Source organism: Clostridium sp. (assembly GCF_029267215.1).
GTDB lineage: Bacteria > Bacillota > Clostridia > Clostridiales > Clostridiaceae > Sarcina.
Window position 1 is genome coordinate 1 of record NZ_JARIDH010000019.1, and the last position, 21,181, is coordinate 21,181.

Annotated in this window: 22 protein-coding genes, 4 tRNA genes and 1 other annotated feature; of the genes, 10 read left to right on the forward strand and 16 right to left on the reverse strand. The window is 27.5% G+C overall.

Going from position 1 to position 21,181, the window contains the following annotated elements:
* Positions 1 to 78: 78 nt before the first annotated feature.
* Positions 79 to 196, reverse strand: a sequence feature (ribosomal protein L20 leader region).
* A 112-nt stretch (positions 197 to 308) separates the two neighbouring features.
* Positions 309 to 1,181 (reverse strand): putative sporulation protein YtxC, encoded by an 873-nt coding sequence (gene ytxC / locus Q1K13_RS01655; protein ID WP_300347189.1) that lies wholly within the window; start codon positions 1,179 to 1,181, stop codon positions 309 to 311.
* A 131-nt stretch (positions 1,182 to 1,312) separates the two neighbouring features.
* On the opposite strand from ytxC, the gene Q1K13_RS01660 reads away from it, so the two are divergent.
* Both Q1K13_RS01660 and Q1K13_RS01665 read left to right on the forward strand, forming a co-directional pair.
* The gene (locus Q1K13_RS01660) at positions 1,313 to 2,008 is read left to right on the forward strand and encodes a DUF6873 family GME fold protein (protein WP_300347192.1); all 696 of its coding nucleotides are present in this window, start codon (positions 1,313 to 1,315) and stop codon (positions 2,006 to 2,008) included.
* Between the two features lie 264 nt (positions 2,009 to 2,272).
* Entirely contained in the window at positions 2,273 to 3,241 is a 969-nt protein-coding gene (locus Q1K13_RS01665) for an N-acetylglucosamine kinase (protein ID WP_300347211.1), read from the forward strand.
* 403 nt (positions 3,242 to 3,644) lie between these two features.
* Here the strand turns inward: Q1K13_RS01665 and Q1K13_RS01670 are convergent, their stop codons facing one another.
* Both Q1K13_RS01670 and Q1K13_RS01675 read right to left on the reverse strand, forming a co-directional pair.
* Positions 3,645 to 4,199, reverse strand: a complete 555-nt coding sequence (locus Q1K13_RS01670) for an NUDIX hydrolase (RefSeq protein ID WP_300347212.1) — start codon at positions 4,197 to 4,199, stop codon at positions 3,645 to 3,647.
* 138 nt (positions 4,200 to 4,337) lie between these two features.
* On the reverse strand, positions 4,338 to 4,874 hold the full coding sequence (locus Q1K13_RS01675; RefSeq protein WP_300347213.1) for a hypothetical protein: 537 nt from the start codon (positions 4,872 to 4,874) through the stop codon (positions 4,338 to 4,340).
* A gap of 189 nt (positions 4,875 to 5,063) precedes the next feature.
* On the opposite strand from Q1K13_RS01675, the gene Q1K13_RS01680 reads away from it, so the two are divergent.
* Positions 5,064 to 5,441: a hypothetical protein gene (locus Q1K13_RS01680; RefSeq protein WP_300347215.1), complete on the forward strand. Its 378-nt coding sequence runs from the start codon at positions 5,064 to 5,066 to the stop codon at positions 5,439 to 5,441.
* A 39-nt stretch (positions 5,442 to 5,480) separates the two neighbouring features.
* On the opposite strand, the gene Q1K13_RS01685 is transcribed toward Q1K13_RS01680, so the two are convergent.
* The 7 genes from Q1K13_RS01685 to Q1K13_RS01715 all read right to left on the reverse strand — a co-directional run bounded on the left by Q1K13_RS01685 (position 5,481) and on the right by Q1K13_RS01715 (position 7,918).
* Positions 5,481 to 5,555: transfer RNA gene (locus Q1K13_RS01685), tRNA-Cys, on the reverse strand.
* Between the two features lies 1 nt (position 5,556).
* Positions 5,557 to 5,630: transfer RNA gene (locus tag Q1K13_RS01690), tRNA-Gly, on the reverse strand.
* Between the two features lie 5 nt (positions 5,631 to 5,635).
* Positions 5,636 to 5,710 (reverse strand) — tRNA-Gly (locus tag Q1K13_RS01695).
* Positions 5,711 to 5,715: 5 nt separating this feature from the next.
* Positions 5,716 to 5,791, reverse strand: a tRNA-Phe gene (locus Q1K13_RS01700).
* A gap of 73 nt (positions 5,792 to 5,864) precedes the next feature.
* The gene (hslO, locus tag Q1K13_RS01705) at positions 5,865 to 6,842 is read right to left on the reverse strand and encodes an Hsp33 family molecular chaperone HslO (protein WP_300347218.1); all 978 of its coding nucleotides are present in this window, start codon (positions 6,840 to 6,842) and stop codon (positions 5,865 to 5,867) included.
* Between the two features lie 14 nt (positions 6,843 to 6,856).
* Positions 6,857 to 7,594, reverse strand: a complete 738-nt coding sequence (locus Q1K13_RS01710) for a class I SAM-dependent DNA methyltransferase (RefSeq protein ID WP_300347221.1) — start codon at positions 7,592 to 7,594, stop codon at positions 6,857 to 6,859.
* 51 nt (positions 7,595 to 7,645) lie between these two features.
* Positions 7,646 to 7,918 (reverse strand): alpha/beta-type small acid-soluble spore protein, encoded by a 273-nt coding sequence (locus tag Q1K13_RS01715; RefSeq protein WP_300347224.1) that lies wholly within the window; start codon positions 7,916 to 7,918, stop codon positions 7,646 to 7,648.
* 278 nt (positions 7,919 to 8,196) lie between these two features.
* On the opposite strand from Q1K13_RS01715, the gene Q1K13_RS01720 reads away from it, so the two are divergent.
* The 3 genes from Q1K13_RS01720 (at position 8,197) to dapB (ending at position 10,982) form a co-directional block, all read left to right on the forward strand.
* Entirely contained in the window at positions 8,197 to 9,171 is a 975-nt protein-coding gene (locus Q1K13_RS01720) for an aspartate-semialdehyde dehydrogenase (RefSeq protein ID WP_300347227.1), read from the forward strand.
* A 20-nt stretch (positions 9,172 to 9,191) separates the two neighbouring features.
* A complete protein-coding gene (dapA, locus tag Q1K13_RS01725) occupies positions 9,192 to 10,073 on the forward strand; it encodes a 4-hydroxy-tetrahydrodipicolinate synthase (RefSeq protein WP_300347230.1) in 882 nt (293 codons plus the stop codon).
* 147 nt (positions 10,074 to 10,220) lie between these two features.
* On the forward strand, positions 10,221 to 10,982 hold the full coding sequence (gene dapB / locus Q1K13_RS01730; RefSeq protein ID WP_300347233.1) for a 4-hydroxy-tetrahydrodipicolinate reductase: 762 nt from the start codon (positions 10,221 to 10,223) through the stop codon (positions 10,980 to 10,982).
* Between the two features lie 148 nt (positions 10,983 to 11,130).
* Here the strand turns inward: dapB and Q1K13_RS01735 are convergent, their stop codons facing one another.
* Positions 11,131 to 12,267 (reverse strand): aminotransferase class I/II-fold pyridoxal phosphate-dependent enzyme, encoded by a 1,137-nt coding sequence (locus tag Q1K13_RS01735; RefSeq protein ID WP_300347236.1) that lies wholly within the window; start codon positions 12,265 to 12,267, stop codon positions 11,131 to 11,133.
* Positions 12,267 to 12,803 (reverse strand): cob(I)yrinic acid a,c-diamide adenosyltransferase, encoded by a 537-nt coding sequence (gene cobO, locus Q1K13_RS01740; protein ID WP_300347238.1) that lies wholly within the window; start codon positions 12,801 to 12,803, stop codon positions 12,267 to 12,269. The genes Q1K13_RS01735 and cobO overlap by 1 nt, the downstream gene beginning before the upstream one ends.
* Positions 12,804 to 12,998: 195 nt before the next feature.
* On the opposite strand from cobO, the gene dapD reads away from it, so the two are divergent.
* Complete coding sequence (dapD, locus tag Q1K13_RS01745) at positions 12,999 to 13,709, forward strand: 2,3,4,5-tetrahydropyridine-2,6-dicarboxylate N-acetyltransferase (RefSeq protein ID WP_300347240.1); 711 nt, start codon at positions 12,999 to 13,001, stop codon at positions 13,707 to 13,709.
* A 40-nt stretch (positions 13,710 to 13,749) separates the two neighbouring features.
* Here the strand turns inward: dapD and Q1K13_RS01750 are convergent, their stop codons facing one another.
* Complete coding sequence (locus Q1K13_RS01750; protein WP_300347241.1) at positions 13,750 to 14,406, reverse strand: single-stranded DNA-binding protein; 657 nt, start codon at positions 14,404 to 14,406, stop codon at positions 13,750 to 13,752.
* Between the two features lie 115 nt (positions 14,407 to 14,521).
* Positions 14,522 to 15,277: a polysaccharide deacetylase family protein gene (locus tag Q1K13_RS01755; protein ID WP_498038033.1), complete on the reverse strand. Its 756-nt coding sequence runs from the start codon at positions 15,275 to 15,277 to the stop codon at positions 14,522 to 14,524.
* Positions 15,278 to 15,465: 188 nt separating this feature from the next.
* On the opposite strand from Q1K13_RS01755, the gene Q1K13_RS01760 reads away from it, so the two are divergent.
* The 3 genes from Q1K13_RS01760 to Q1K13_RS01770 all read left to right on the forward strand — a co-directional run bounded on the left by Q1K13_RS01760 (position 15,466) and on the right by Q1K13_RS01770 (position 17,870).
* A complete protein-coding gene (locus Q1K13_RS01760) occupies positions 15,466 to 15,996 on the forward strand; it encodes a DUF4364 family protein (protein ID WP_300347244.1) in 531 nt (176 codons plus the stop codon).
* 61 nt (positions 15,997 to 16,057) lie between these two features.
* Positions 16,058 to 17,161: an AI-2E family transporter gene (locus Q1K13_RS01765; protein ID WP_300347246.1), complete on the forward strand. Its 1,104-nt coding sequence runs from the start codon at positions 16,058 to 16,060 to the stop codon at positions 17,159 to 17,161.
* A 214-nt stretch (positions 17,162 to 17,375) separates the two neighbouring features.
* Complete coding sequence (locus Q1K13_RS01770; RefSeq protein WP_300347248.1) at positions 17,376 to 17,870, forward strand: cupin domain-containing protein; 495 nt, start codon at positions 17,376 to 17,378, stop codon at positions 17,868 to 17,870.
* A 221-nt stretch (positions 17,871 to 18,091) separates the two neighbouring features.
* On the opposite strand, the gene Q1K13_RS01775 is transcribed toward Q1K13_RS01770, so the two are convergent.
* Positions 18,092 to 19,660, reverse strand: coding sequence for a ClC family H(+)/Cl(-) exchange transporter (locus Q1K13_RS01775; RefSeq protein WP_300347249.1), 1,569 nt, complete (start codon positions 19,658 to 19,660; stop codon positions 18,092 to 18,094).
* A gap of 113 nt (positions 19,661 to 19,773) precedes the next feature.
* Positions 19,774 to 21,099: a bifunctional folylpolyglutamate synthase/dihydrofolate synthase gene (locus tag Q1K13_RS01780; RefSeq protein WP_300347435.1), complete on the reverse strand. Its 1,326-nt coding sequence runs from the start codon at positions 21,097 to 21,099 to the stop codon at positions 19,774 to 19,776.
* Positions 21,100 to 21,181 lie beyond the last annotated feature (82 nt).

Genomic DNA, 21,181 nt, shown 5'->3' on the forward strand with positions numbered 1-21,181 from the left:
TTTCTCTTATTTCTTGATTGATTGCAAAATTTTTACTAATCTTGTTCACCTCCGATAGAATTTAGCCAACACAAATATATAAATAAAAAAGGACGGTTTTAAGCCGTCCTCTATTACCAAAATCAAAGTAATAAAATTAATAACCTAACTAACTTTTACGCTGAAAGGTGAGAAACGGCTGTTTCTTCTTGACATCAGTTATCTTATCACTTATTTAAATCATTGTCAACATATTTTAGAAGTATTTTATAATAATAGATCCAATTATGCTTATATATATACATGTGTTTAGTAGAATTCTTTTTTATTTAAGATTGTTTGCTATATGTTTTATAAGTTTCTACTCTTTCTCCAAAGACACTTTTTATTGTGTTCAAAAACTCTTTATTTATACATTCCTCTTCATTGTAAATTTTAATTTTTTTTGGAGAGTTAGTTATTAATCCACTTATTATAACATCTTCAACATTTACTATGCCCTCTTCAGACATATCTGTGATTTCATTCAAAAACTCTTTAAATACATCTATGCCAGAATTATCTCTAACCTCATAAACTCCATCTCTCTGTATAATAAGATTAACTTCTTCTAATTTACATTCCTGTATATCAACGAAATATTTTAAAAGCTTTATAAACTCACTATATTCTTTTTCAATCATGTACTCTTCAACAACTTTATCTATTATACATTCAATCTCTTTTATTAATCCTTTCATTCTAAATGTTATGAATCCTTCTATATTCATATAATCATTTTCTCTCAAAAATTTTATTATATCTTCAGTCATATTATTTACTCTATTTATATAATAAAATTCTTTATCACTACAAATTTTATTTTCTCCTTTTAATATTTTACTTATAGTTAAATCAATTTCTAAAATTTCATCATGTTTTAAAAAGAAATAGTTTTCATTAATATAATGAAGCATTTCCATTTCTCTATAATGCTCGATTATAACATTGTATATAGCCCTAGCAACATAAGTTATTATAATTTCTCTCTTTTTCTCATCAAATTGATCATCTTCACAGTATATTTTAACGAAGTGAGTTCCACTTGAGATACTTTCTGATATACCAATTGTAATTTCTTTGCTTTTTAGAACATGCTTAATACTTTGAATATCTTGTATTAAGTTTTTTTCATCTTCACAACATAATGTCATTAGAAGCATTTTTCTCACTCCTTCCTTTACTTTTAGTATGTATTAATTCTCTTCTAATATTCAAAAAGCTAATTTTAATAATCGACAATTTATTTATTTTTTTAGTAAAATAAAAATATAAAAAAATTAAGGAGATTATAATGAAAACTTGTTTTGTTGATTATAGAATTTCAGAAATTGAAGAAATGAATTTAAAAAATTTAGGAGTAAATATTATAAAAGTCCCTAAACATAAAAACTTATATGAAGCCATAGATGGTCATCCTGATATTCAAATAAATATTTTAAATTCAAGTTCTATTATTATTTCAAAAAATTCATGTAAAGAATTATTTGATAGCATACCAAACAATATAACTGTTTTAGAAAGTTCTCTTTCTCTTGAAAGGAAATATCCTAAAGATATTTATTTAAACGCCGTAAATTTAAAAAATATTTTTATACACAACTTAAAATATACAGATCCAATTTTATTAGAAAATGTAAAACACAAAAATTTAATTGATATAAAACAAGGCTATGCTAAATGTTCTATTGCTGTAGTTTCTGAAAATGCATTTATAACATCTGATGAGGGTGTTTATAATTCCCTTAAAGAATCTAATTTTGATGTTCTTTTAATTCCTAGTGGAGATATTTTATTGCCCGGTCTCAATTATGGATTTATAGGAGGAACTTGTGGATTAATCTCTAAAAGAGAAATGGTCTTCTTTGGTAACCTTGAAAATCATAGTTATGGAAAAGAAATTTTGAATTTTTTAAAAAAGCATAATGTTAAGGCAATTTATCTATCTGATGGAAAGTTAATAGATAGAGGTAGTATTCTTACTATTTAAATTATTTTAAATATTCCCTATATTTTACTCAATTAAGTAATAAATGTTGATAAAATAGCATATAAATATTCTCTTTAAATTTGTAACATTTTTTGTCCTATTAATTCTTTTAAATTTCTAGAAATTATTATGAACAAATTTAATGTTTATTGAATTATTTTCCACTTTAATTCATATTTATCCTTTTCCATTGATTACATGCGTTTTGCTGTAGTAAAATATATTAAATTTATAATTATATTATAGTTTTAAAGGGGGATAACTATGTTTTACTTAGGAATTGATGCTGGTGGAACTAAGACTTCATTTATGATAATAAATGAGCTTGGAGATGTTTTATCAACTTATACTGGAAGCACATATCATGTTCATCAAGTTGGATTTGAAGCTTTCAAAACAGGAATGGAAGAAGGAATTTCTAAAGTTTGTAGCCAAATAAATATCTCAAAAGAAGATTTAAACTTCTCATTCTTAGGATTAGCTGGATATGGTGAAAATGAATCTGAAATGAATAAAATGGATTCTTTAATAGAAGAAATTCTTGGAGAAAACAAATTCAAATGTGGAAATGATGTTGAAGTTGCTTTAGCAGGTTCTCTAGCTTGTAAGCCAGGTATTTGCATAATACTTGGAACTGGGGCTATAGCCTCTGGAATAACTAATGATTTAAAAACAAATAGAACTAGTGGCTGGGGACATATATGTGGAGATGAAGGATCTGCTTATTGGATAGCTAAAAAAGGAATCGAGATTTTCACCAAACAATCTGATCACAGATTAGAAAGAACAGCCCTTTATTCAATATTTAAAGAAAAACTTAACTTAGAAAAAGATTTTGATTTAATTTTTCTTATAAAAGATAATTATAAACAAGATAGAACAAAAATTGCTAAACTGGCAATGCTAGTTTATGAGGCAGCACTTAAAGGTGATAAATTTGCACTTGATATATATAAACAAGCCGCTAAAGAGTGTCTTTTAATGGTAAATGGTCTAACTACTCAGCTTCAATTTACTGGGGTTTTAAATATCTCTTACTCTGGAAGCGTATTTAACTCTAAAAACTTAATATTGAAGCCACTAAAAAATTATCTTAAAGATAATTACACCTCATTTAATTTAGCAGCACCAATTTTGCCACCAATAAAAGGAGCTGCATTAAAGGCATTAAAACTTAATCTTGGAGAAATACCTGATGGTGTAGTTGAAAATTTAGCTTCTCTTCCTAAATAGATAACACTGTAGATTTTAAATAGGGGGATGTATCAAAATATAATAATAAAACTTACAAATATATTCCTAGAATCACTAGATTTTGCTAAAAATTTATAATCATCACTACTAAAATATCACTAAAACTTAGAAACTTGCTACGCTTTAAGCAATCTAATCTTTTTAAGGTGATATTTTTACGTAATAATTTAAATTCTAAATCTCATCTAGATATTCTCTTCATATTATTTGTAAGTTTTACAAAAAGTTATTTTGATACATTCCTTTTTCTATATAGTTATAAAAATTTAATTTCAAAATAAAACGCTATTGCATAACTTCTTAGAAACACCTAAAATATAAAACTATGTTTTTAAGAATATACAATGGATTTTTTATAATCTAATATAAAAATAATTACTATTTAGATAAAAGCTAAAACTAAAGCTGTTTTAACAGATACATTGTTATTTTTTATAAAATCCTTAGCTTCTTTAACTGGAATCTTAACAACTTCAATCTCTTCATTTTCTTCTGTATTTTCTGTAGAAACTGTTCCATGAACCTTCATCTTAACAACAGCTACTGACTCATCTGACATACCTACTGATGTATAACTTGGTTTTATTATATATTCACACTCACTTGCTAAAAGTCCAGTTTCCTCAAAAAGCTCTCTGGTTGCAGCTTCCTCAACTTCTTCATTACCATCAATTAGACCAGCTGGAAATTCATATATATAATCATTTATAGCTGGTCTAAATTGTTTTATTAAAACAAATTCATCTTCTTCAGTTATAGGGATAATCATAACTCCGTCAGCCTTTTTGTGATGATTAACAACACAAGTTAAATCCTCTTTTACTCTTCTACTTGCAATAAAATAATCTTTATGATTTCCAACTTTATTTTCTATGTCTAGTTTGTATAAGTTTAAAAACTTACAATCAGTTAATTGTTTTATACCTTTTATTTTCATCTCTTTAAACTCCCTTTAAAATTTAATATTACATTATCTATTTTTACATATAAAAAAAATAAATACAAAGCTTCCCTTATATTTATCCTTAAAAATAAACCTAAATTTAGAATATAAATCTTTATTTCTAACTAAATCTCAACTTTTCAATGAATCATTGTCAAATTTTTTCAAAGGTATAAAATCATCTACTCTACTAATATTAAGCTTAATATACCCAGTTTTAAACTTTAAGTAAATAACACTTTCTAAACTACTCACCTTTTCCTCACTTAAAATCCAAAGAAAACTATTTAATAAATTTATTAAAGATTCATATATGCTATTTACTTCAAATTTTTTATTTTGATTTTTTTTTGCATAATTCCCTAAATCATTAGCAACAGATATTTCAATCAAAAATAACTCATCACTATTTTTCAAATAAAAAATCTCATCGCTACTTTCTATAAAAATAATATCTTTTTCTAGAGGAAGTGTATTTTTAATTAATTGATACAGCCTGGTTTTTTCCAAATCCATTCTATTTTCAAAATTACTTATACTAAAATTTATATATGGCGTTATTTTCCATCCAAAATCCATATGCTTTGAATCTTTTTTTCCTAACCTTATGTCCCTTAAAAATAAGATTATCAAAGTAATACTTAAAGATAATGTAATAATTAAAAGCATAGCCATACCCCCTTTTTTATTTTTTCCAAAGTGAAATTAGGTACTTTTATCACAATATTAAACATATTATATTGTGAGTTATAATCTACTATATTCTATGCTTTAAAATAAACTTTATTGATAATCAAGTTTATTTTTGTAAACCTTTTCTAAAACAAATTCATATGTTTACTATAGGGAGGCCTTTATATGAAAAAAATTGTAAAAATTCAAAAAGAAGTTACAAACGATTTAGGCATTAAAGAAGCATTAGATGTTCTAATCGCTATTGATAATGTTAAGCTTATTCAATATACTTGCCCATCTAATGATTTTTATTCTACTGACTCTGATAATTTAATAGTATTTTTAGAAGATAATGAATTTAAAATCTCAAAATCCTCTATAGAAAAAGACGTAGTTGCAGTTATAACTTGGTTTAAATATAATAAAACTCAAATAATAAAATTATTCTTAAAGGATAATGTAGTAGACAATGACGAAGTGTATGATATGACCATAAGAAAGGTATTTAGAGAAACTAATTTCTCTAATTTTGGAGAAAAACTTCTCTCATCATTGCATTAAAAGAAAAACATCTATAAGTTTTACTTATAGATGTTTTTTTGGAGGCGCCACCCGGATTTGAACCGGGGAATAAAGGTTTTGCAGACCTCTGCCTTACCACTTGGCTATAGCGCCATGGAGCGGGTACCGGGAATCGAACCCGGGTATCCAGCTTGGAAGGCTGGTGTTCTACCATTGAACTACACCCGCAATATTGGAGCGGAAGACGAGACTCGAACTCGCAACTTTCACCTTGGCAAGGTGACACTCTACCATTGAGTCACTCCCGCAATTCTGGTGGCTCGAGCAGGAATCGAACCAGCGACACGAGGATTTTCAGTCCTCTGCTCTACCGACTGAGCTATCGAGCCAAATGTCTTGAATGACTCAAGACAAATATTATTATATTAACTCAATTTAAATTTGTCAATATATTTTTTTAAATTATTTATTTTTTTTAGAATTTTTATTAGCTTCCTTTTCTAATTCTTTTTCCTCAGCTTTTTTCATTTCTTCAGAAACCTCGTTAGCTATGGCGCTTTCTTTTTCAGCTAATAATTTGCCTATATCTTCCTTAGTAAATTTATATGATTTATTACAGAAATGACATTTTAATTCCTCTTCTTTTCCCTCGTCATATAATTCTTTTAAATCTTTATATCCAATACTTATTAAAGCTCTCTCAACTTTCTCTCTTGAACAATCACACTTATATTTTGGAGTAGTTTCTTCTAGTATTTTTAAATCCATTCCATCAAATATAAACTCAATAACTTCTTCTATAGTTTTTCCTTCTGATAACATAGTTGTTAATGATGGAATTTCATCTAATCTATAAGTTAATAAATCCCCTAATAATTCTTCAGCACCTGGTAATAATTGAATTATAAATCCACCAGCTTTCTTAATTGAATGATCTCTATCAACTAATACACCTAATGCCACGGCTGAAGGAACTTGTTCTGATACTGTGAAATAATATGCAAAGTCTTCTGCTATTTCCCCACTATATATCGGAACTTGTCCTACATATGGATCTTTTAATCCTAAATCTTTTATAACTGTTAAACCACCATTTTTACCAATAGCTTCTCCAACATTCAACTTACCATTTTCTACATTTAAAGGTAAATCAACATGAGGATTTCCTATATATCCTTTAACACTACAATCTGAATATGAAGTTACTGTAACCCCTTTAGCAGGTCCACCACCATTTATTTGTAATGTAACAACCTCTTTTTCTGATTTTAACATAGCTCCCATCATAGTACCTGCTGTTAACATTCTTCCTAAAGCAGCGGCCGCTGTTGGTGTACAATCATGCATTTTTGAAGCCTCATTAACTAACTCAGTAGTTTCTGTAGCAAATATTCTTATCATACCATCTTTTGCAATGGCTCTTATTAATTTATCACTCATTATTTATCCCTCCATTATTTTCTTACTATATAAACTATTCTTTCAGTCTCTTTTGTTACCTCTTCTTCTGTGTAACCATTATGTTTCTCTTCTACTTTAAAACCTATAGACTTAAGAATACTTTCTATTTCACTTTCCTTATAAGCTCTTTCTTCATGAACCTCTGTAAATCTTTCATACTTTTCTCCATCTTTAACAAAGAAATTTAAATTCATTTCTACTATATTATCTTCAAAGATGTTTTCCCAAGCATAAAATAATTCTTCACTATCATAAGTATAAACATTATTTCCTAAAACTTCTGATATTTTATAATATGAGTTTATATCAAATACAAATAAACCATCCTCTTTTAAATGATTATATACTCCTCTTAAATAATTTTCTACACTTTCATCATCTAATATGTAATTTGTTGAATCTAAAACGCAAGTTATTAAATTAAACTTTCTATTTAATTCTAACTCACACATATCTTGGCATACAATTTTTCCTCTCACTCTATTTTCTCTAAGCTTTTTATCAGCTTCTATAAGCATTTCGTGAGAAAGATCAACAAAATAATTTTCTTTGAAGGATTTTCCTACATGAACTCCAACATTTCCCGTACCACAAGCTAAATCTAAATACTTTTCTTTTTCTATCCCATATTTTTCACACTTAACTAAGGCATAGTTTGCTATGTTCTCATAGTTTACGTCTTCATATATAAGTTCATCATAAACTTTTGCCATCATCTTATAACTCTTCATAATAATTTAAATCCCCCATATATTATTCTACCTAAAAATTATATACTTTTTTTACTTTTCGTCAACGTGAGATTTCTTTCTTCCTAATATTTCATCATTACTAGGAATGTGTAACTGTTTCTTTCTTTTAGTCATAATTCCACCAATTCTACCAGTTTCCTCTGCAGTCAATCCTCCCCATCCCAATTCATCAACTTTGTCACTTAATCCTAGTTCTCCTGCAATTTCATACTTCATTTTTTCTCTGAGCTTCTCTGCTTCATTTAGTTCCTTATTAGATTTTAACTTTCCTTTTATTATTTTCTTTAGTGGTGTCTTACTCATATCTTTACCTACCTTTAACATTTTGATATATATTTTAAGCTTATTATTCCCCCTGCAAACTTAAATATTCACATATTGAAAGATTTGCAAGTTAACTCCACTAAATCTTTCAAATTAATAGTAAAATGTACTTGATTAATAGGGATTAATTGCACTATATTTAATATATAGAAAATTTAAAAATTCAATTAAATATTAAAAGTGTAATTTTTATAAATTGAATCATATTTGCACTTTAGAAAATATAATGCATTAAGACTAAATTTAGGAGGGATATTGTGTATAATGTAGCAGTAGTTGGGGCAACAGGAAATGTAGGAAGAAAATTCTTAGAAATCCTTGAAGAAAGAAATTTCCCAATAAAAGAATTATATTTATTTGCATCAAAGAAATCAGAAGGAAAAGTATTAAAATTTAAAGGTGAAGACTTAGTTGTTGAAGAATTATGTGAAGCTAATATTATTAATAAGAAAATAGACTTTGCTTTATTCTCAGCCGGTGGAAGTGTAAGCTTAGAGTTTGCTCCTATATTCTCTAAAAATGGAGCTGTTGTTATAGATAATAGTAGTGCTTGGAGAATGGATAAAAATGTTCCATTAGTAGTTCCAGAGGTTAATCCAGAGGATGTTAAATGGCATAATGGAATAATAGCTAATCCAAACTGTTCAACAATCCAAGCTGTTGTAGCCTTAAAACCACTTCATGAAAAATACGGAATTAAAAGAATTGTATATTCAACTTATCAAGCTGTTTCAGGAGCTGGAATACAGGGTATATTAGATTTACAAGAAGGAACAAATAAAAAGTTCCCATATCCTATATCAGGAAATGTAATTCCTCACATAGATGTATTCTTAGATAATGGATACACAAAAGAAGAAATTAAAATGATTGAAGAAACTAAAAAAATACTTCATGATGATTCATTAAAAATTACAGCTACTACTGTAAGAGTGCCTGTTTTAAATTCTCATAGTGAAAGTATAAATGTAGAATTAAATTCTTCATTTGAACTTGAAGATGTTGTAAATTTATTAAGCTCTTCAAAAGGAATAATAGTTCATGATGATGTAGAAAATTTAAAATATCCGACTCCATTAGAACTTAGTGGAAATGACCCTGTCTATGTTGGAAGAATAAGAAGAGATTTCAGCTTAGATAATGGACTTAATTTATGGGTAGTTGCAGACAATATAAGAAAAGGCGCTGCTCTTAATGCTGTTCAAATTGCTGAAATAATTATAGGCAAATAAAATTTTAGGAGGTACTAATTATGAGTTTATTTAAAGGTTCTTGTGTAGCTTTAATAACTCCATTTACTGAAGATGGTGTTAATTATGAAGAATTAAGAAAATTATTAGAATGGCATATTGAAAATAAGACTGATGCAATATTAGTTTGTGGAACTACAGGCGAAGGTTCTACCATGACTTTAGAGGAAAAAAAAGAAGTTATAAAATTCTCAGTTGAGGTTGTAAATAAGAGAGTTCCTGTTATAGCAGGTACTGGTACTAACAACACTAAATCTTCAATTGAATTGAGTCAATACGCAGAAAAGGTTGGAGCTGATATGGTATTAATAATCACTCCATACTATAATAAAACTTCACAAAAAGGATTAGAAGCTCACTTTAAAGCAGTAAATGATGCAATTAACATTCCAATAATGCTTTATAATGTTCCTGGAAGAACAGGAATGAATATAACTCCATTAATGCTTACTAAACTTGCAAAACTTAATAATGTTGTTGCAATAAAAGAAGCTAGTGGAGATATTTCTCAAGTTGCTAAAATGGCTGAGTTATGTGGAAACGAAATAGATATATACTCTGGAAATGACGATCAAATAGTTCCTATTTTATCATTAGGTGGTGCAGGCGTTGTTTCAGTATTAGCTAACGTTATTCCAGAGGATACTCATAATATATGTGAAAAATATTTCTTGGGTGAGGTTAAGGATTCATGTAATCTTCAACTTAAATATCTTTCACTTGCAAACTCTTTATTCATAGAAACTAACCCTATTCCAGTTAAAACTGCTATGAATTTAATGGAATTTAACTGTGGGCCATTAAGATTACCTTTATGCGATATGGAAGATTCTAATTTAGAAATATTAAAAGAAAATTTAAAAGCTAATGGTTTAATAAAATAATATATTATATAATTAAGTATAATCATCTTATGATTTAAGATGATTATACTTATTTTTAAAATTCAAAGTATATTTAGGTTGTTTTTAAAACTTTTTATTCTTAATATATAAAAGTACAATCTAATCGAAATATTGGAGGTCCAAATAATGGTTAAAGTTATATTAAACGGTTGTTCAGGAAAAATGGGTAGCGTAATTTCAAATTTAGCTGAAACAAAGTTTCCTAATGTTGAAATAGTTGCTGGTATAGATAGAAATAATGCTCAAAGATCTTACCCAATCTTTGATAAACTAGAAGATTGTAATGTGGAATATGATGTTTTATTAGATTTTTCAAGAGCTACTGCTTTAAGAAGTTTAATAGAATTTTCAAAAAAAACTAAAAAACCACTTGTTTTATGTTCAACAGGATATACTCCTGAAGATTTAGCTTTCATAGAAGAATCATCAAAAGAAATTCCTCTATTTAGATCAGCTAATATGAGTATAGGAATAAACTTAGTAAACAATGTATTAAAGAAAGTTGCTCCTATTCTTTATGAAAACTTTGATATAGAACTAGTTGAAAGACACCACAATCAAAAAGTAGATGCACCAAGTGGAACTGCCCTACTTTTAGCTCACACAATTCAAGATTCTCTTAAAGAAGAAACAAACCTTATTTATGGAAGACAAGGTACTGCTAAGAGAGAAAAAAATGAAATATGTGTAAATACTGTAAGAGGTGGCGGAATAATTGGAGACCACGAAGTTATCTTCGCAGGTGATGGAGAGGTTATAGAAATTAATCACAAGGCAATATCAAGAGAAGTATTCGCTATAGGCGCTTTAAAAGCCTGTGAATATATGGCTGATAAAACTATGGCTGGTAAATACTCAATGGATGATGTTCTTCAATTAAACTTTTAAATTAGGCTCTGTTTTAAATTGATGTTGATTTTGGATATTCCTTCAAACCTACTTAAATCAACACTCTATTAAAATAGAACCTTAAATTAATAAAATAAGCTCTGTTTTTTAAAACAAATCTTAAAAACAGAGCCTATTTTTATTTTTTCTAAATATTATTAATAAAATTTTCTAAAGCATCCATAGCTTTTTCTAATTGATTTATACTATAACAATATGAAATTCTTAAATATCCTTCTCCACCTTTTCCAAAAGCATCTCCAGGTACACAAGCTACATTTCCTTCTTTAAGAAGTCTTTTGCAAAATTCATCTGAACGTAATCCAAACTTACTTATGTTGGGGAAAATATAAAAGGCACCCTTTGGTTTTTCAACTTCTAATCCCATTTTAATAAGCCTATTGTAGACAAAATTCATTCTCTCTTCAAAGGATTTTTTCATCATTTCAACATCTCTTATACAGTTTTTTAACCCTTCCAAAGCTCCATACTGAGCTATTGATGTTGCACAAGATACATTATATTGATGAACCTTTATTACCTCTTCATATATCTTTTTAGAACAAGCTACATATCCAATTCTAAGACCTGTCATTGAAAACATCTTAGAAAATCCACTTACATATATTATTTTATCTTTTATTTCTTTTAACTGAGCTACTGAATAATATTCTTCTTCAAAACAAAGAGAAGAATAAATCTCATCAGTTAAAACAAGTATTTCATTTTCTTTTATTACATTAACTAATTCATCCCTACATTCCTTACTAAGTAATGCTCCAGTTGGATTACATGGATAAGAAAGTATTAAAAGCTTCCCTCCTTTTTTTATTCCTTCCTTTAAACTTTCAATATTTACAGAAAAGTCCGTATTAAGTTGGTAAGTTAAAACTTCACATCCTAAAATTTTACTTATACTCTCATAGGCAGGATAAGCTATTGATGGAACTAAAACTTTTTCTCCTGCATTTAAAACAGCTGTCATTGATGCATATAAGCCTTCACTTCCTCCAACAGTAATGATAATTTCATCCTTACTAAAATCAATATTAAAGCTATTTTTTAATAACTTGGATATTTCTTCTCTAAGTTCAAGAATTCCAGCATTGGCAGTATAAGTTGTTTTCCCCTCTTCTATAGCCTTAATCATTGCATCTTTAACTCCATTTGGAACCTTAAAATCCGGTTGTCCTAATGTTAAAGAAATTGCATTTGGATACTTAGAAACCTCATTAAAAAATTTTCTTATCCCTGATATTTCTACCTGAGCAACATTTTTATTCATTAAAACTCTATCCCCTCTCTTGCATTAACACCTTTTTTATAATAGTGTTTAATTTCTTTCATCTCAGTAACTAAGTCGGCTCTTTCTAAAATTTTATCTGGAACATTTCTTCCTGTTAAAATTAACTCCATATCAATTGGTTTACTATTTATAAGGTCTAAAACTTCATTACACTCTATAAATCCAGTTGATATTGCTGCCATAATCTCATCTAATATTAAAATATCACATTCTCTATTTTCAATAAGCTTTTTAACAAAATCAAAAGCTCCTCTAACCTCTTTTTTAAGCTGTGATAACTCTTCTTCATTAAGCTCCCAAGTAAACCCTTTAACTTTCTCAAATCTATAAATTTCTAAATTAGGGAACTTACTTGCGGCTTCTAACTCTCCTGTTTTCCAAGATTTAAGAAACTGAACAATCTTAACTTCCATTCCATCACCAGCTGCCCTAAATGCCAATCCCATGGCTGCTGTTGTTTTTCCTTTTCCATTTCCTGTGTAAACTTGAACATATCCTTCTTTAAGTTTTGCCACTATTATCACTCCTTTTAGATATATTTTATAATATATTTTGTTTATTTACATACTAAATTAATTAAATATTATGGAATAGAATAAAATTTTTCTTTTATTGATAATCATTTTTGTTTATAATAATTTATATTAGGTTTTATATTTTAAAGTGCTTATAAAACTAAAATGTTATAAGAAGAAAGGATGTAATTTAATATGAGTTATAACTTTACAGATCCATATGAAATTGCTAGATTCATAAAGGAAGTAAAAAAATCAACTCCTGTTAAAGTTTACGTAAAAGGAAACTTAGAAGGTGTAAATTTAGGTTCAATAGAATGCTATGGAAATAAAGATTTCTATGTATTATTTGGTGAAAGTGATGAAGTTTTAGCTTTCTTAAATGAAAATAAAGAAAATATAGAAAACTTTAGACTTGAGAATGACAGAAGAAACTCTGCTATTCCAATGTTAGACTTATTAAACATAAACGCTAGAATAGAACCTGGCGCAATAATAAGAGACAGAGTATCAATCGGTGATAATGCAGTTATCATGATGGGTTCTGTTATAAACATAGGTGCTGAAATAGGAGAAAGCACAATGGTAGATATGAATGCCGTTGTTGGTGCTAGAGGTAAACTTGGTAAAAGAGTTCACTTAGGTGCTGGCGCTGTTGTAGCTGGTGTTTTAGAACCACCTAGCAAATCTCCATGTATAATAGAAGATGACGTTCTAATAGGTGCTAATGCAGTTATATTAGAGGGTGTTAAAATAGGAAAAGGCTCAGTTGTAGCTGCAGGTTCTGTTGTTGTTGAAGATGTACCTAGTGGTGTTGTTGTAGCTGGAACTCCTGCCAAAATCATAAAATCAGTTGATGAGAAAACTAAAGACAAAACTGAAATATTAGATGATTTAAGAAAATAATAAAAATTGCCATGAGAAAAATTTCTCATGGCTTTTATTTTTAAGATATTTCTTCATCTGAATTATTTTCTTCAACTTCAGCACTTACTTTTTCCATTTTTGAAATAGAAACTTCGTAAGCTATTTTTTTAACTATTTCTGTTTCAGATATCTTTTTTTGATATTCTCTACTTTGAAGTCTTCCCCATATTCTTATATTATCCCCTACTTCTAATGTTTTACAGAATCTTGAATTTCTACCCCATGCTATTGTTGGAATATAATCTGATTTATTGTAGCTTCTATTAACTGCTAATAATAAATCAGCTATTTCTCTTCCAAATGGAGTTGTTCTGTAAATTGGTTCCTTACAAATGAAACCATCTAAGAATATTTCATTAGGATTTTTGCTTCTTTCCTCACAGAATTCAATATTTCTTGCAAAAACTGTTAATATAAGTTTATTACTTCCATCTATGAACTTATTGTAGCTTCTTAATTGTCCTTCAACAATAACATCTGTTCCAACTTTTAAGTCCATTGTTGTTATTAATCTTTCTGACACAGTAATATTTAATAAATCCTTTGAATCACTTAACCTCATAACCTCTAAATTGAAAGTATAGAACCCTTCTCCATACATTTCATGGCTAAACTCTAGTTCTGAAACTACAGTTCCTTCTAAATAAATTTTGTTGTTTAACATTAAATTATCCATTTTAACTTAAACCCCTCTCCCCATTAGTGTTTAATCATATAATTTTAATATGTTTTTTATATTTATTTGTATAGCTAATAACTATTTCCATTATAATACATTTTGTTCAACGATTTCAACTACTTTTTTGTTTCTGATTAATTAACATTTGTTTACCATTGTAATCTATTTCGTAACTATTTTCATATATTATGTCGCTTATTTTAACAAATTCATATCCTATTTTTTTTAATGCAGGAATTAACTCACTTAAATTATCAACAGTAAATTTTCCATTATTATGATAAAGTACTATTGACCCTCCTTTTACATTATTAAAAACTCTTTTATATTCTTGTTCTTTATTTATTCCTTTCCAATCTACACTATCAACATCCCATTGAATACATTTATATCCCATGTCATTTAAAATATTTAAACTTTCTTCATTATAAGAACCACTTGGAAATCTAAAGAAATTTGTCTTAACTCCAATTTCATCTTTTATTATATTTTCTGTCTTTTTAACCTCTTCAACGATTCTTTCTCTACTTATATTTTTAAAATCTGGATGAACATAACTGTGATTTCCTATTTCATGTCCTCTTTTACTAATTTCTAAAAGTTTTTCTCTATTACCTTCTGGGTAAATCACCCATTTTCCCATAACAAAAAATGTTGCTTTCACGTGATTTTCTTCAAGAACATCTAATATTTCATATAAATAATCATTTTCTGCCCAATTTACATCAAAAGTTAAACTTATTTTTTTATCATCTCTTTCTACAGAATGTATTGGAATACTTTCTTTTGAAAAAACATATTTAAATGTAAATATTAATATGAAAAAAATTAAAATTATAACTTTTAAAAGTATTAAATTTCTATTCATTTTATTTTCTCTAATCAAATTATCTCCTCCTTTTAAATACGATTTCTAAATATTTTTCCAAATTAAATAAAAAATCATACTTAAAAAAAGTAAAACATATGTAATCTTAATCAAATAACTTTATTATATTAAAAAATATATGGTATAATATGATTATTATTTCAAAACAGTTATGGAGGAAAACATAAATGTATGATAGCACATTAGAATTAGCAGAAAACAAACTTCTTCTTTTATATATAATAAAATCAATAAAATATCCTATTTCTAATACTCAATTAACTGATATAGTATTAGAAAATAGCTTCATAAATTATTTTATGTTGCAGCAATATGTGTCTGAACTTATATCTTCTGAATTCTTAAAGTATGAAAAACAAGATGATTCAAAAGAAATATTGGTTCTTACTCAAAAAGGAGATAAGGTTTTATTCTTCTTTAAAGATAGAATATCTCCAAACAAGTTAAGACTTATTGATGAGTATGTTCGTAAACATGTAGAAAAAATAAAAAAAGAATTAAGCATTTTTGCTGATTATACGATTGGTGAAGACAGTTCCTTTATAGTAAATCTAAAGGCAATAGAAAATAGTACAATAATAATTGATTTAAATGTTAGTGTTCCTTCCAAAACTGAGGCAAAAGCTATTTGTAACAAATGGCAAACAAATTCTTCTGATATTTACAACAAAATAATTCATGCACTTATAGAAGACTAATTTTTCTATATAATTTTAGCAATAAATTTAAAATTTATATAATCTCAGGGGGAAACGAGAATTGTTTAAAAAACATAATTTTCACTTTAATTGGCTTCCACTGATTTTGGTATCGGCCATATCCATTGGATTAATTCTAAACTTTAGAACCTTGTTAAGTGATGGAATAGGACCATTTTTATCTGTTTTAACACCATTTTTTTGGGCTTTTGGAGTGGCATATTTAATAAACCCTTTAATGATGCTCATAGAAAAAAAATTTAAACTTAAGAGATCTTTTTCCTTAATAATAAGCTATGTTTTAGTTATTATATGTATTTATATACTAATAGCTATTATTGTTCCTACAATATTTAATAGCTTATCAGAATTATTTAGTAATATTTCAGACTATGCAAATTCTGCTCAAGATTTTATAAATAAAACTTTAGCAAATACACCTTTAGACTTAAATCATCTAAATTCATCTGCTACTGACTTTATTTCTAAAACATCTGCAATACTATCAAATATAGTTGGAAATTTACTTACTCAAACTATAAAAATAACATCATCTGTTGTTAAGTTTGTATTTGGTTTCATAATTTCAATCTATATGTTAATGGATAAAGAAAAACTAATCGCAGGTTGCAAAAAAATAATAATTGCTATTTTGCCATCTGAAAAATCTTCTAAACTTTTCATAAGTTTTATGGGAGAAGCACATAATATTTTCAGTAGATTTATAATTGGTAAAATAATAGATTCTCTTATAATCGGAATTCTTTGTTACATAGGATTATTATTAATGAAAGCTCAGTACTCAGTACTTATTTCTTTCATAGTTGGACTGACAAATATGATTCCATACTTTGGACCATTCATAGGTATGATTCCAGCATTCCTTTTAACACTTATTGTAGATCCATCAATGGCATTATGGGTACTTTTATTCATATTCCTACTTCAACAATTTGATGGATGGTACTTAGGACCAAAAATACTTGGAGATCAGGTTGGAGTTTCTCCTTTATTCATAATATTTGCTGTCACAGCAGGTGGTGGATTATTTGGAGTTTTAGGAATGTTCTTAAGTGTTCCTATAATAGCTCTTATAAAAATTTATACAGAGAAACTTATTGAATATAGACTTGAAAGCAAAAAACAAAATAATTTAAATTCATAATAAAAACTTAATTTTTAGTAATAATATAAATATCCTTACTTTTAAATTGGATAAAATGATATTACTAAATTTTAAGTCTAAAATTTAGTAAAAGGGAGTTAAATTTAATTTAACTCCCTTTTCTTTATGCTTTACTTTTTTATTTGTAATTATATAACTTATAGTTTATGATTAAACCATAAAAATTCTAATATTATTATAAAGGAGATTTACTATGAATTATTCAGCTGATTATTTTATTAAATCACTAAATATGATAAAACATCCTGAAGGTGGATTTTTTAAAGAATCTTTTGTATCAGATAGCACAATACCCAAAAATACATTACATATAAATGAAGACAGACCTCTTTGGACTAGCATCTACTTTCTACTAAGAACTGGAGAAAATTCTAATTTCCATAGATTAAAATCTGATGAAATGTGGTACTTCCACGCAGGAGAAGCACTTACAATATACATGATAAGCCCTGATGGAAAGCTTATTGAAAAACAACTAGGCCTTAACATAGAAAAAGGAGAAAATCCTCAAGTTTTAGTTCCTAAAGGCTATATATTTGGATCATCAATGAATAATGATGGGTTCTCACTTGTTGGATGCATGGTTGCACCTGGTTTTGATTTTAAAGATTTTGAACTATTTGAAAGAGAAAAGCTTTTAAAGAAATACCCAGACCATGAAGAAATAATAAAAAAACTCACAAGATAAAAAATTAAAAAGACTTAATCAGAATACTATAAATCTCACATATTAAAACTAAATAAATTTAATATATGAAATTTATAATACTCTCTTGATTAAGCCTTTTTTATTTAGGTTCTCTTTTAAGAAAGTGTTAATTTTAACTATTCCTTCAGACCTACTTAATTGCAAATTAAAATCAAATTTTTTAATTTTGCAATTTGAACTTATATCTTCGAATTTAAAAATTAACTAGAACAAAAATCACAATTAACCTTTTCAGAAATTTCATCGTAATATTTAGCTTGATTTTCAGAACTAAATATTATTTCTAATACATCTCCAGCCTGTATAAGAGTCTCTCCATTAGGTATTATTTCATCAGCCCCTCTAAATATTGTTACAACTAAACTTTCCTTAGGCCAAGAAACTTCTTTTAATTTTTTACCCTCTAATTCTGAACCTATTTTAACCTCAAAATTAAATATTTCCTTTTTATTAACAGCCTTATCACCCTTTATATTCATTCTTTTTAAAATTCTCTCTAAAAGACTTTCATATATAGGTTTATTATTAATAAAGTCAGAAACTAGATATGATATTGTTACTATTATCGCCACTGGTAATAGATGTTTAAAACTTCCTGTCATCTCTACTATAAGCATAAGACCTGTTATAGGTGCTTTTACAATTGATGAGAACTGAGCAGCCATTGCTAATACTATGAAGTTTGTTATAAAAATACTATCCATTCCAAAATATTTGTTTAAAATCATTCCAAATATGGCTCCAGACAAAGTACCTAAAGCCAACAAAGGAAAGAATATTCCTCCTGGAACCCCTGATGAATAGCAAAAAAATGTAAAGATAAATTTTACAATTAATATTACTATTAATACTTTAATAGCCATATTACCATTTATAACATGTTCAATAAGCATATCTCCCCCATCAATTGTTTGAGGTAAAACTAATGCCAAAATCCCTGTCATAACAAAAGGAATTATTGTTTTATATTGTACTGGGATTTTCTTTAAGGTATCTTGATAGAAATCCTGTGTTTTTAAAAGTCCTTTATTAAAAATCCATCCACTAATCCCAAGTATTACCCCTAAAATAATTAGTGTCCAATAATATTTTATTGGTAATGTATGAGTTTCAGGAATTCTTATACAAAAATTATTTCCTAAAACAACATTATCTAAGAAAACTCCTGTTAATGAGGCTGATAAAGCTGCAAGCATTACAGGAAGTGAAAAACTTCTATGAACCTCTTCTAAGGCAAATATAGCCCCAGATAAAGGAGCATTAAATATAACTGCAAGTCCTGAGCTTGCCCCACCTGTTATTAAAAGTCTTTTTTCAAAATTGCTCTTTTTAAAAATTTTAGCAAATCCTTCCCCAATTGCTGCTCCAATTTGAACTGAAGGACCTTCTTTACCTAAGGAAAGACCTGATGCCATACATATTATTCCACCAATAAATTTATCTCTAAGTACCTTAGTCCAACTAACGCTTATCTTTCCACTTAATTCTCCTTCAACCTGTGGTATACCACTACCTGAAACCATAGGATTTTTCTTAATTATTAAGCCCACAATATATCCTAAGACTATAAGCACTATAAAAACAGGAATTATATAATATGGATTTAAACTTGCATATTTATATATCTTATTAACACTCTCCATACTAAATCCTATTATGGTTTTATAAATCATAATTACAGTACCAACAATTAGTCCAACAAGTATACCATGTAATATTATTTTAAACTCAATATTCTTTAACCCCTTTAACTCCTTATCCATCTTCATATTTAATCACATCCATACTTAATTTTATGAATAAATTATATACCTTTTGTGAATAATATTTCAAATTTAGAGTTTATTATTTATTTAGTTAAAATAAATTTATCTAAACAAGCCTAATATTTTATTGTTCTTAAGCCCTTATACTCATTTTTATTTCTTATAGCTTTTCTCATGTCACCAACCATATAAAGTGAACCACATATTAAAAGTAAATCCTTATTATTACTTAATTCTAATCCCTTTTTATATGCCTCTTTATAATCATTAAACTTATAGACATCAGAGACTCTTTCTTTTACCTTATTATAAAGCTCATCAATATTTTCAGCTCTATCACTATGTGGCTCTAAAACAATAACAGATTTACACCCTCTTGTTATCTCTTCCACCATTTCATCAACCTGCTTATCTCCTAATACCCCTAAAATTAAATTTATATTTTCAAAATTAAAATATTTATCAATACTTCTTCTTAAATTTAAGATTCCGTCTATATTATGAGCCCCATCAATTACCACAAGTGGATTTTCTTCTAAAACTTCCATTCTTCCAATCCACTTAACTTTTTTTATTCCCTCATAAATATCTTCCTTGCTTATATTAAGACCCTTTTTCCTTAAATTATATAAAGAAGTTGCTGCTACCAAAGAATTTTTAACCTGATGCTCCCCAAGTAATGGACAATCTATATTAAAAGTATCCTCCTCTATTTTCATCTCTATTATTTGAATGTGATTTTTCTTATCTATAATTACAGATTTAATCTCCTCTAAATCTACTACCTTTAACTCACATCCTAATTCCTTAGTTTTATTCTCTATAACACTAAGTACTTTTTCTTCCTGAGGATAAGATATAACCTTAACTCCTTTTTTAATTATTCCACACTTTTCCCTTGCTATCTCTTCAATGGTATCTCCTAAAATATTCATGTGATCTAAACTTATAGATGTTAAAACAACTAATTCTGGATTAACAACATTAGTAGCATCAAGTCTTCCTCCTAATCCTACTTCTAAAACTGCATAATCAACCTTCTTTTTTGAGAAGTAATAAAACATTAAAGCCGTTATTATTTCAAACTGAGTTGGACTTTCATACCCAAGTTCAATAACTTTCTCTATAGCCTCTTTAACATCACTCATAAAAAATGCTAATTCTTCTTTTTTTATATTTTCTCCATTAATCTGTATTCTCTCTTCAAACTCTTCTAAATAAGGAGATGTGTACATTCCAACTTTATATCCTGCTTCTTTTAAAACAGAACTTATCATTGAAGTAGTAGAGCCCTTACCATTAGTTCCTCCAATATGTATAAACTTAGTATCTTTATGAGGATTACCTAAAAACTCTAAAACCTTCTCAATTCTATCAAGCCCAAAATTCATACCAAATCTTGAAGAATTTTTAATATATTCCATAGCTTCATCATAATTCATCATTTCTATAACACTCCTTAAAATATATAAAGAAAGTGTATCATAAAGTGCTTAAAAAATATATTTATAAATTTTAAGCACT

Coding starts and splice junctions, on each gene's coding strand:
- Q1K13_RS01715 (WP_300347224.1), bottom strand. CDS start 7,918: ATGAGTAAGACACCACTAAAGAAAATAATAAAAGGAAAGTTAAAATCT.
- dapD (WP_300347240.1), top strand. CDS start 12,999: ATGAGTTATAACTTTACAGATCCATATGAAATTGCTAGATTCATAAAG.
- Q1K13_RS01680 (WP_300347215.1), top strand. CDS start 5,064: ATGAAAAAAATTGTAAAAATTCAAAAAGAAGTTACAAACGATTTAGGC.
- ytxC (WP_300347189.1), bottom strand. CDS start 1,181: ATGCTTCTAATGACATTATGTTGTGAAGATGAAAAAAACTTAATACAA.
- dapB (WP_300347233.1), top strand. CDS start 10,221: ATGGTTAAAGTTATATTAAACGGTTGTTCAGGAAAAATGGGTAGCGTA.
- Q1K13_RS01665 (WP_300347211.1), top strand. CDS start 2,273: ATGTTTTACTTAGGAATTGATGCTGGTGGAACTAAGACTTCATTTATG.
- Q1K13_RS01755 (WP_498038033.1), bottom strand. CDS start 15,277: ATGAATAGAAATTTAATACTTTTAAAAGTTATAATTTTAATTTTTTTC.
- Q1K13_RS01780 (WP_300347435.1), bottom strand. CDS start 21,099: ATGAATTATGATGAAGCTATGGAATATATTAAAAATTCTTCAAGATTT.
- Q1K13_RS01675 (WP_300347213.1), bottom strand. CDS start 4,874: ATGCTTTTAATTATTACATTATCTTTAAGTATTACTTTGATAATCTTA.
- Q1K13_RS01735 (WP_300347236.1), bottom strand. CDS start 12,267: ATGAATAAAAATGTTGCTCAGGTAGAAATATCAGGGATAAGAAAATTT.
- Q1K13_RS01710 (WP_300347221.1), bottom strand. CDS start 7,594: ATGAAGAGTTATAAGATGATGGCAAAAGTTTATGATGAACTTATATAT.
- Q1K13_RS01660 (WP_300347192.1), top strand. CDS start 1,313: ATGAAAACTTGTTTTGTTGATTATAGAATTTCAGAAATTGAAGAAATG.
- Q1K13_RS01770 (WP_300347248.1), top strand. CDS start 17,376: ATGAATTATTCAGCTGATTATTTTATTAAATCACTAAATATGATAAAA.
- Q1K13_RS01670 (WP_300347212.1), bottom strand. CDS start 4,199: ATGAAAATAAAAGGTATAAAACAATTAACTGATTGTAAGTTTTTAAAC.
- dapA (WP_300347230.1), top strand. CDS start 9,192: ATGAGTTTATTTAAAGGTTCTTGTGTAGCTTTAATAACTCCATTTACT.
- hslO (WP_300347218.1), bottom strand. CDS start 6,842: ATGAGTGATAAATTAATAAGAGCCATTGCAAAAGATGGTATGATAAGA.
- Q1K13_RS01760 (WP_300347244.1), top strand. CDS start 15,466: ATGTATGATAGCACATTAGAATTAGCAGAAAACAAACTTCTTCTTTTA.
- Q1K13_RS01775 (WP_300347249.1), bottom strand. CDS start 19,660: ATGAAGATGGATAAGGAGTTAAAGGGGTTAAAGAATATTGAGTTTAAA.
- Q1K13_RS01750 (WP_300347241.1), bottom strand. CDS start 14,406: ATGGATAATTTAATGTTAAACAACAAAATTTATTTAGAAGGAACTGTA.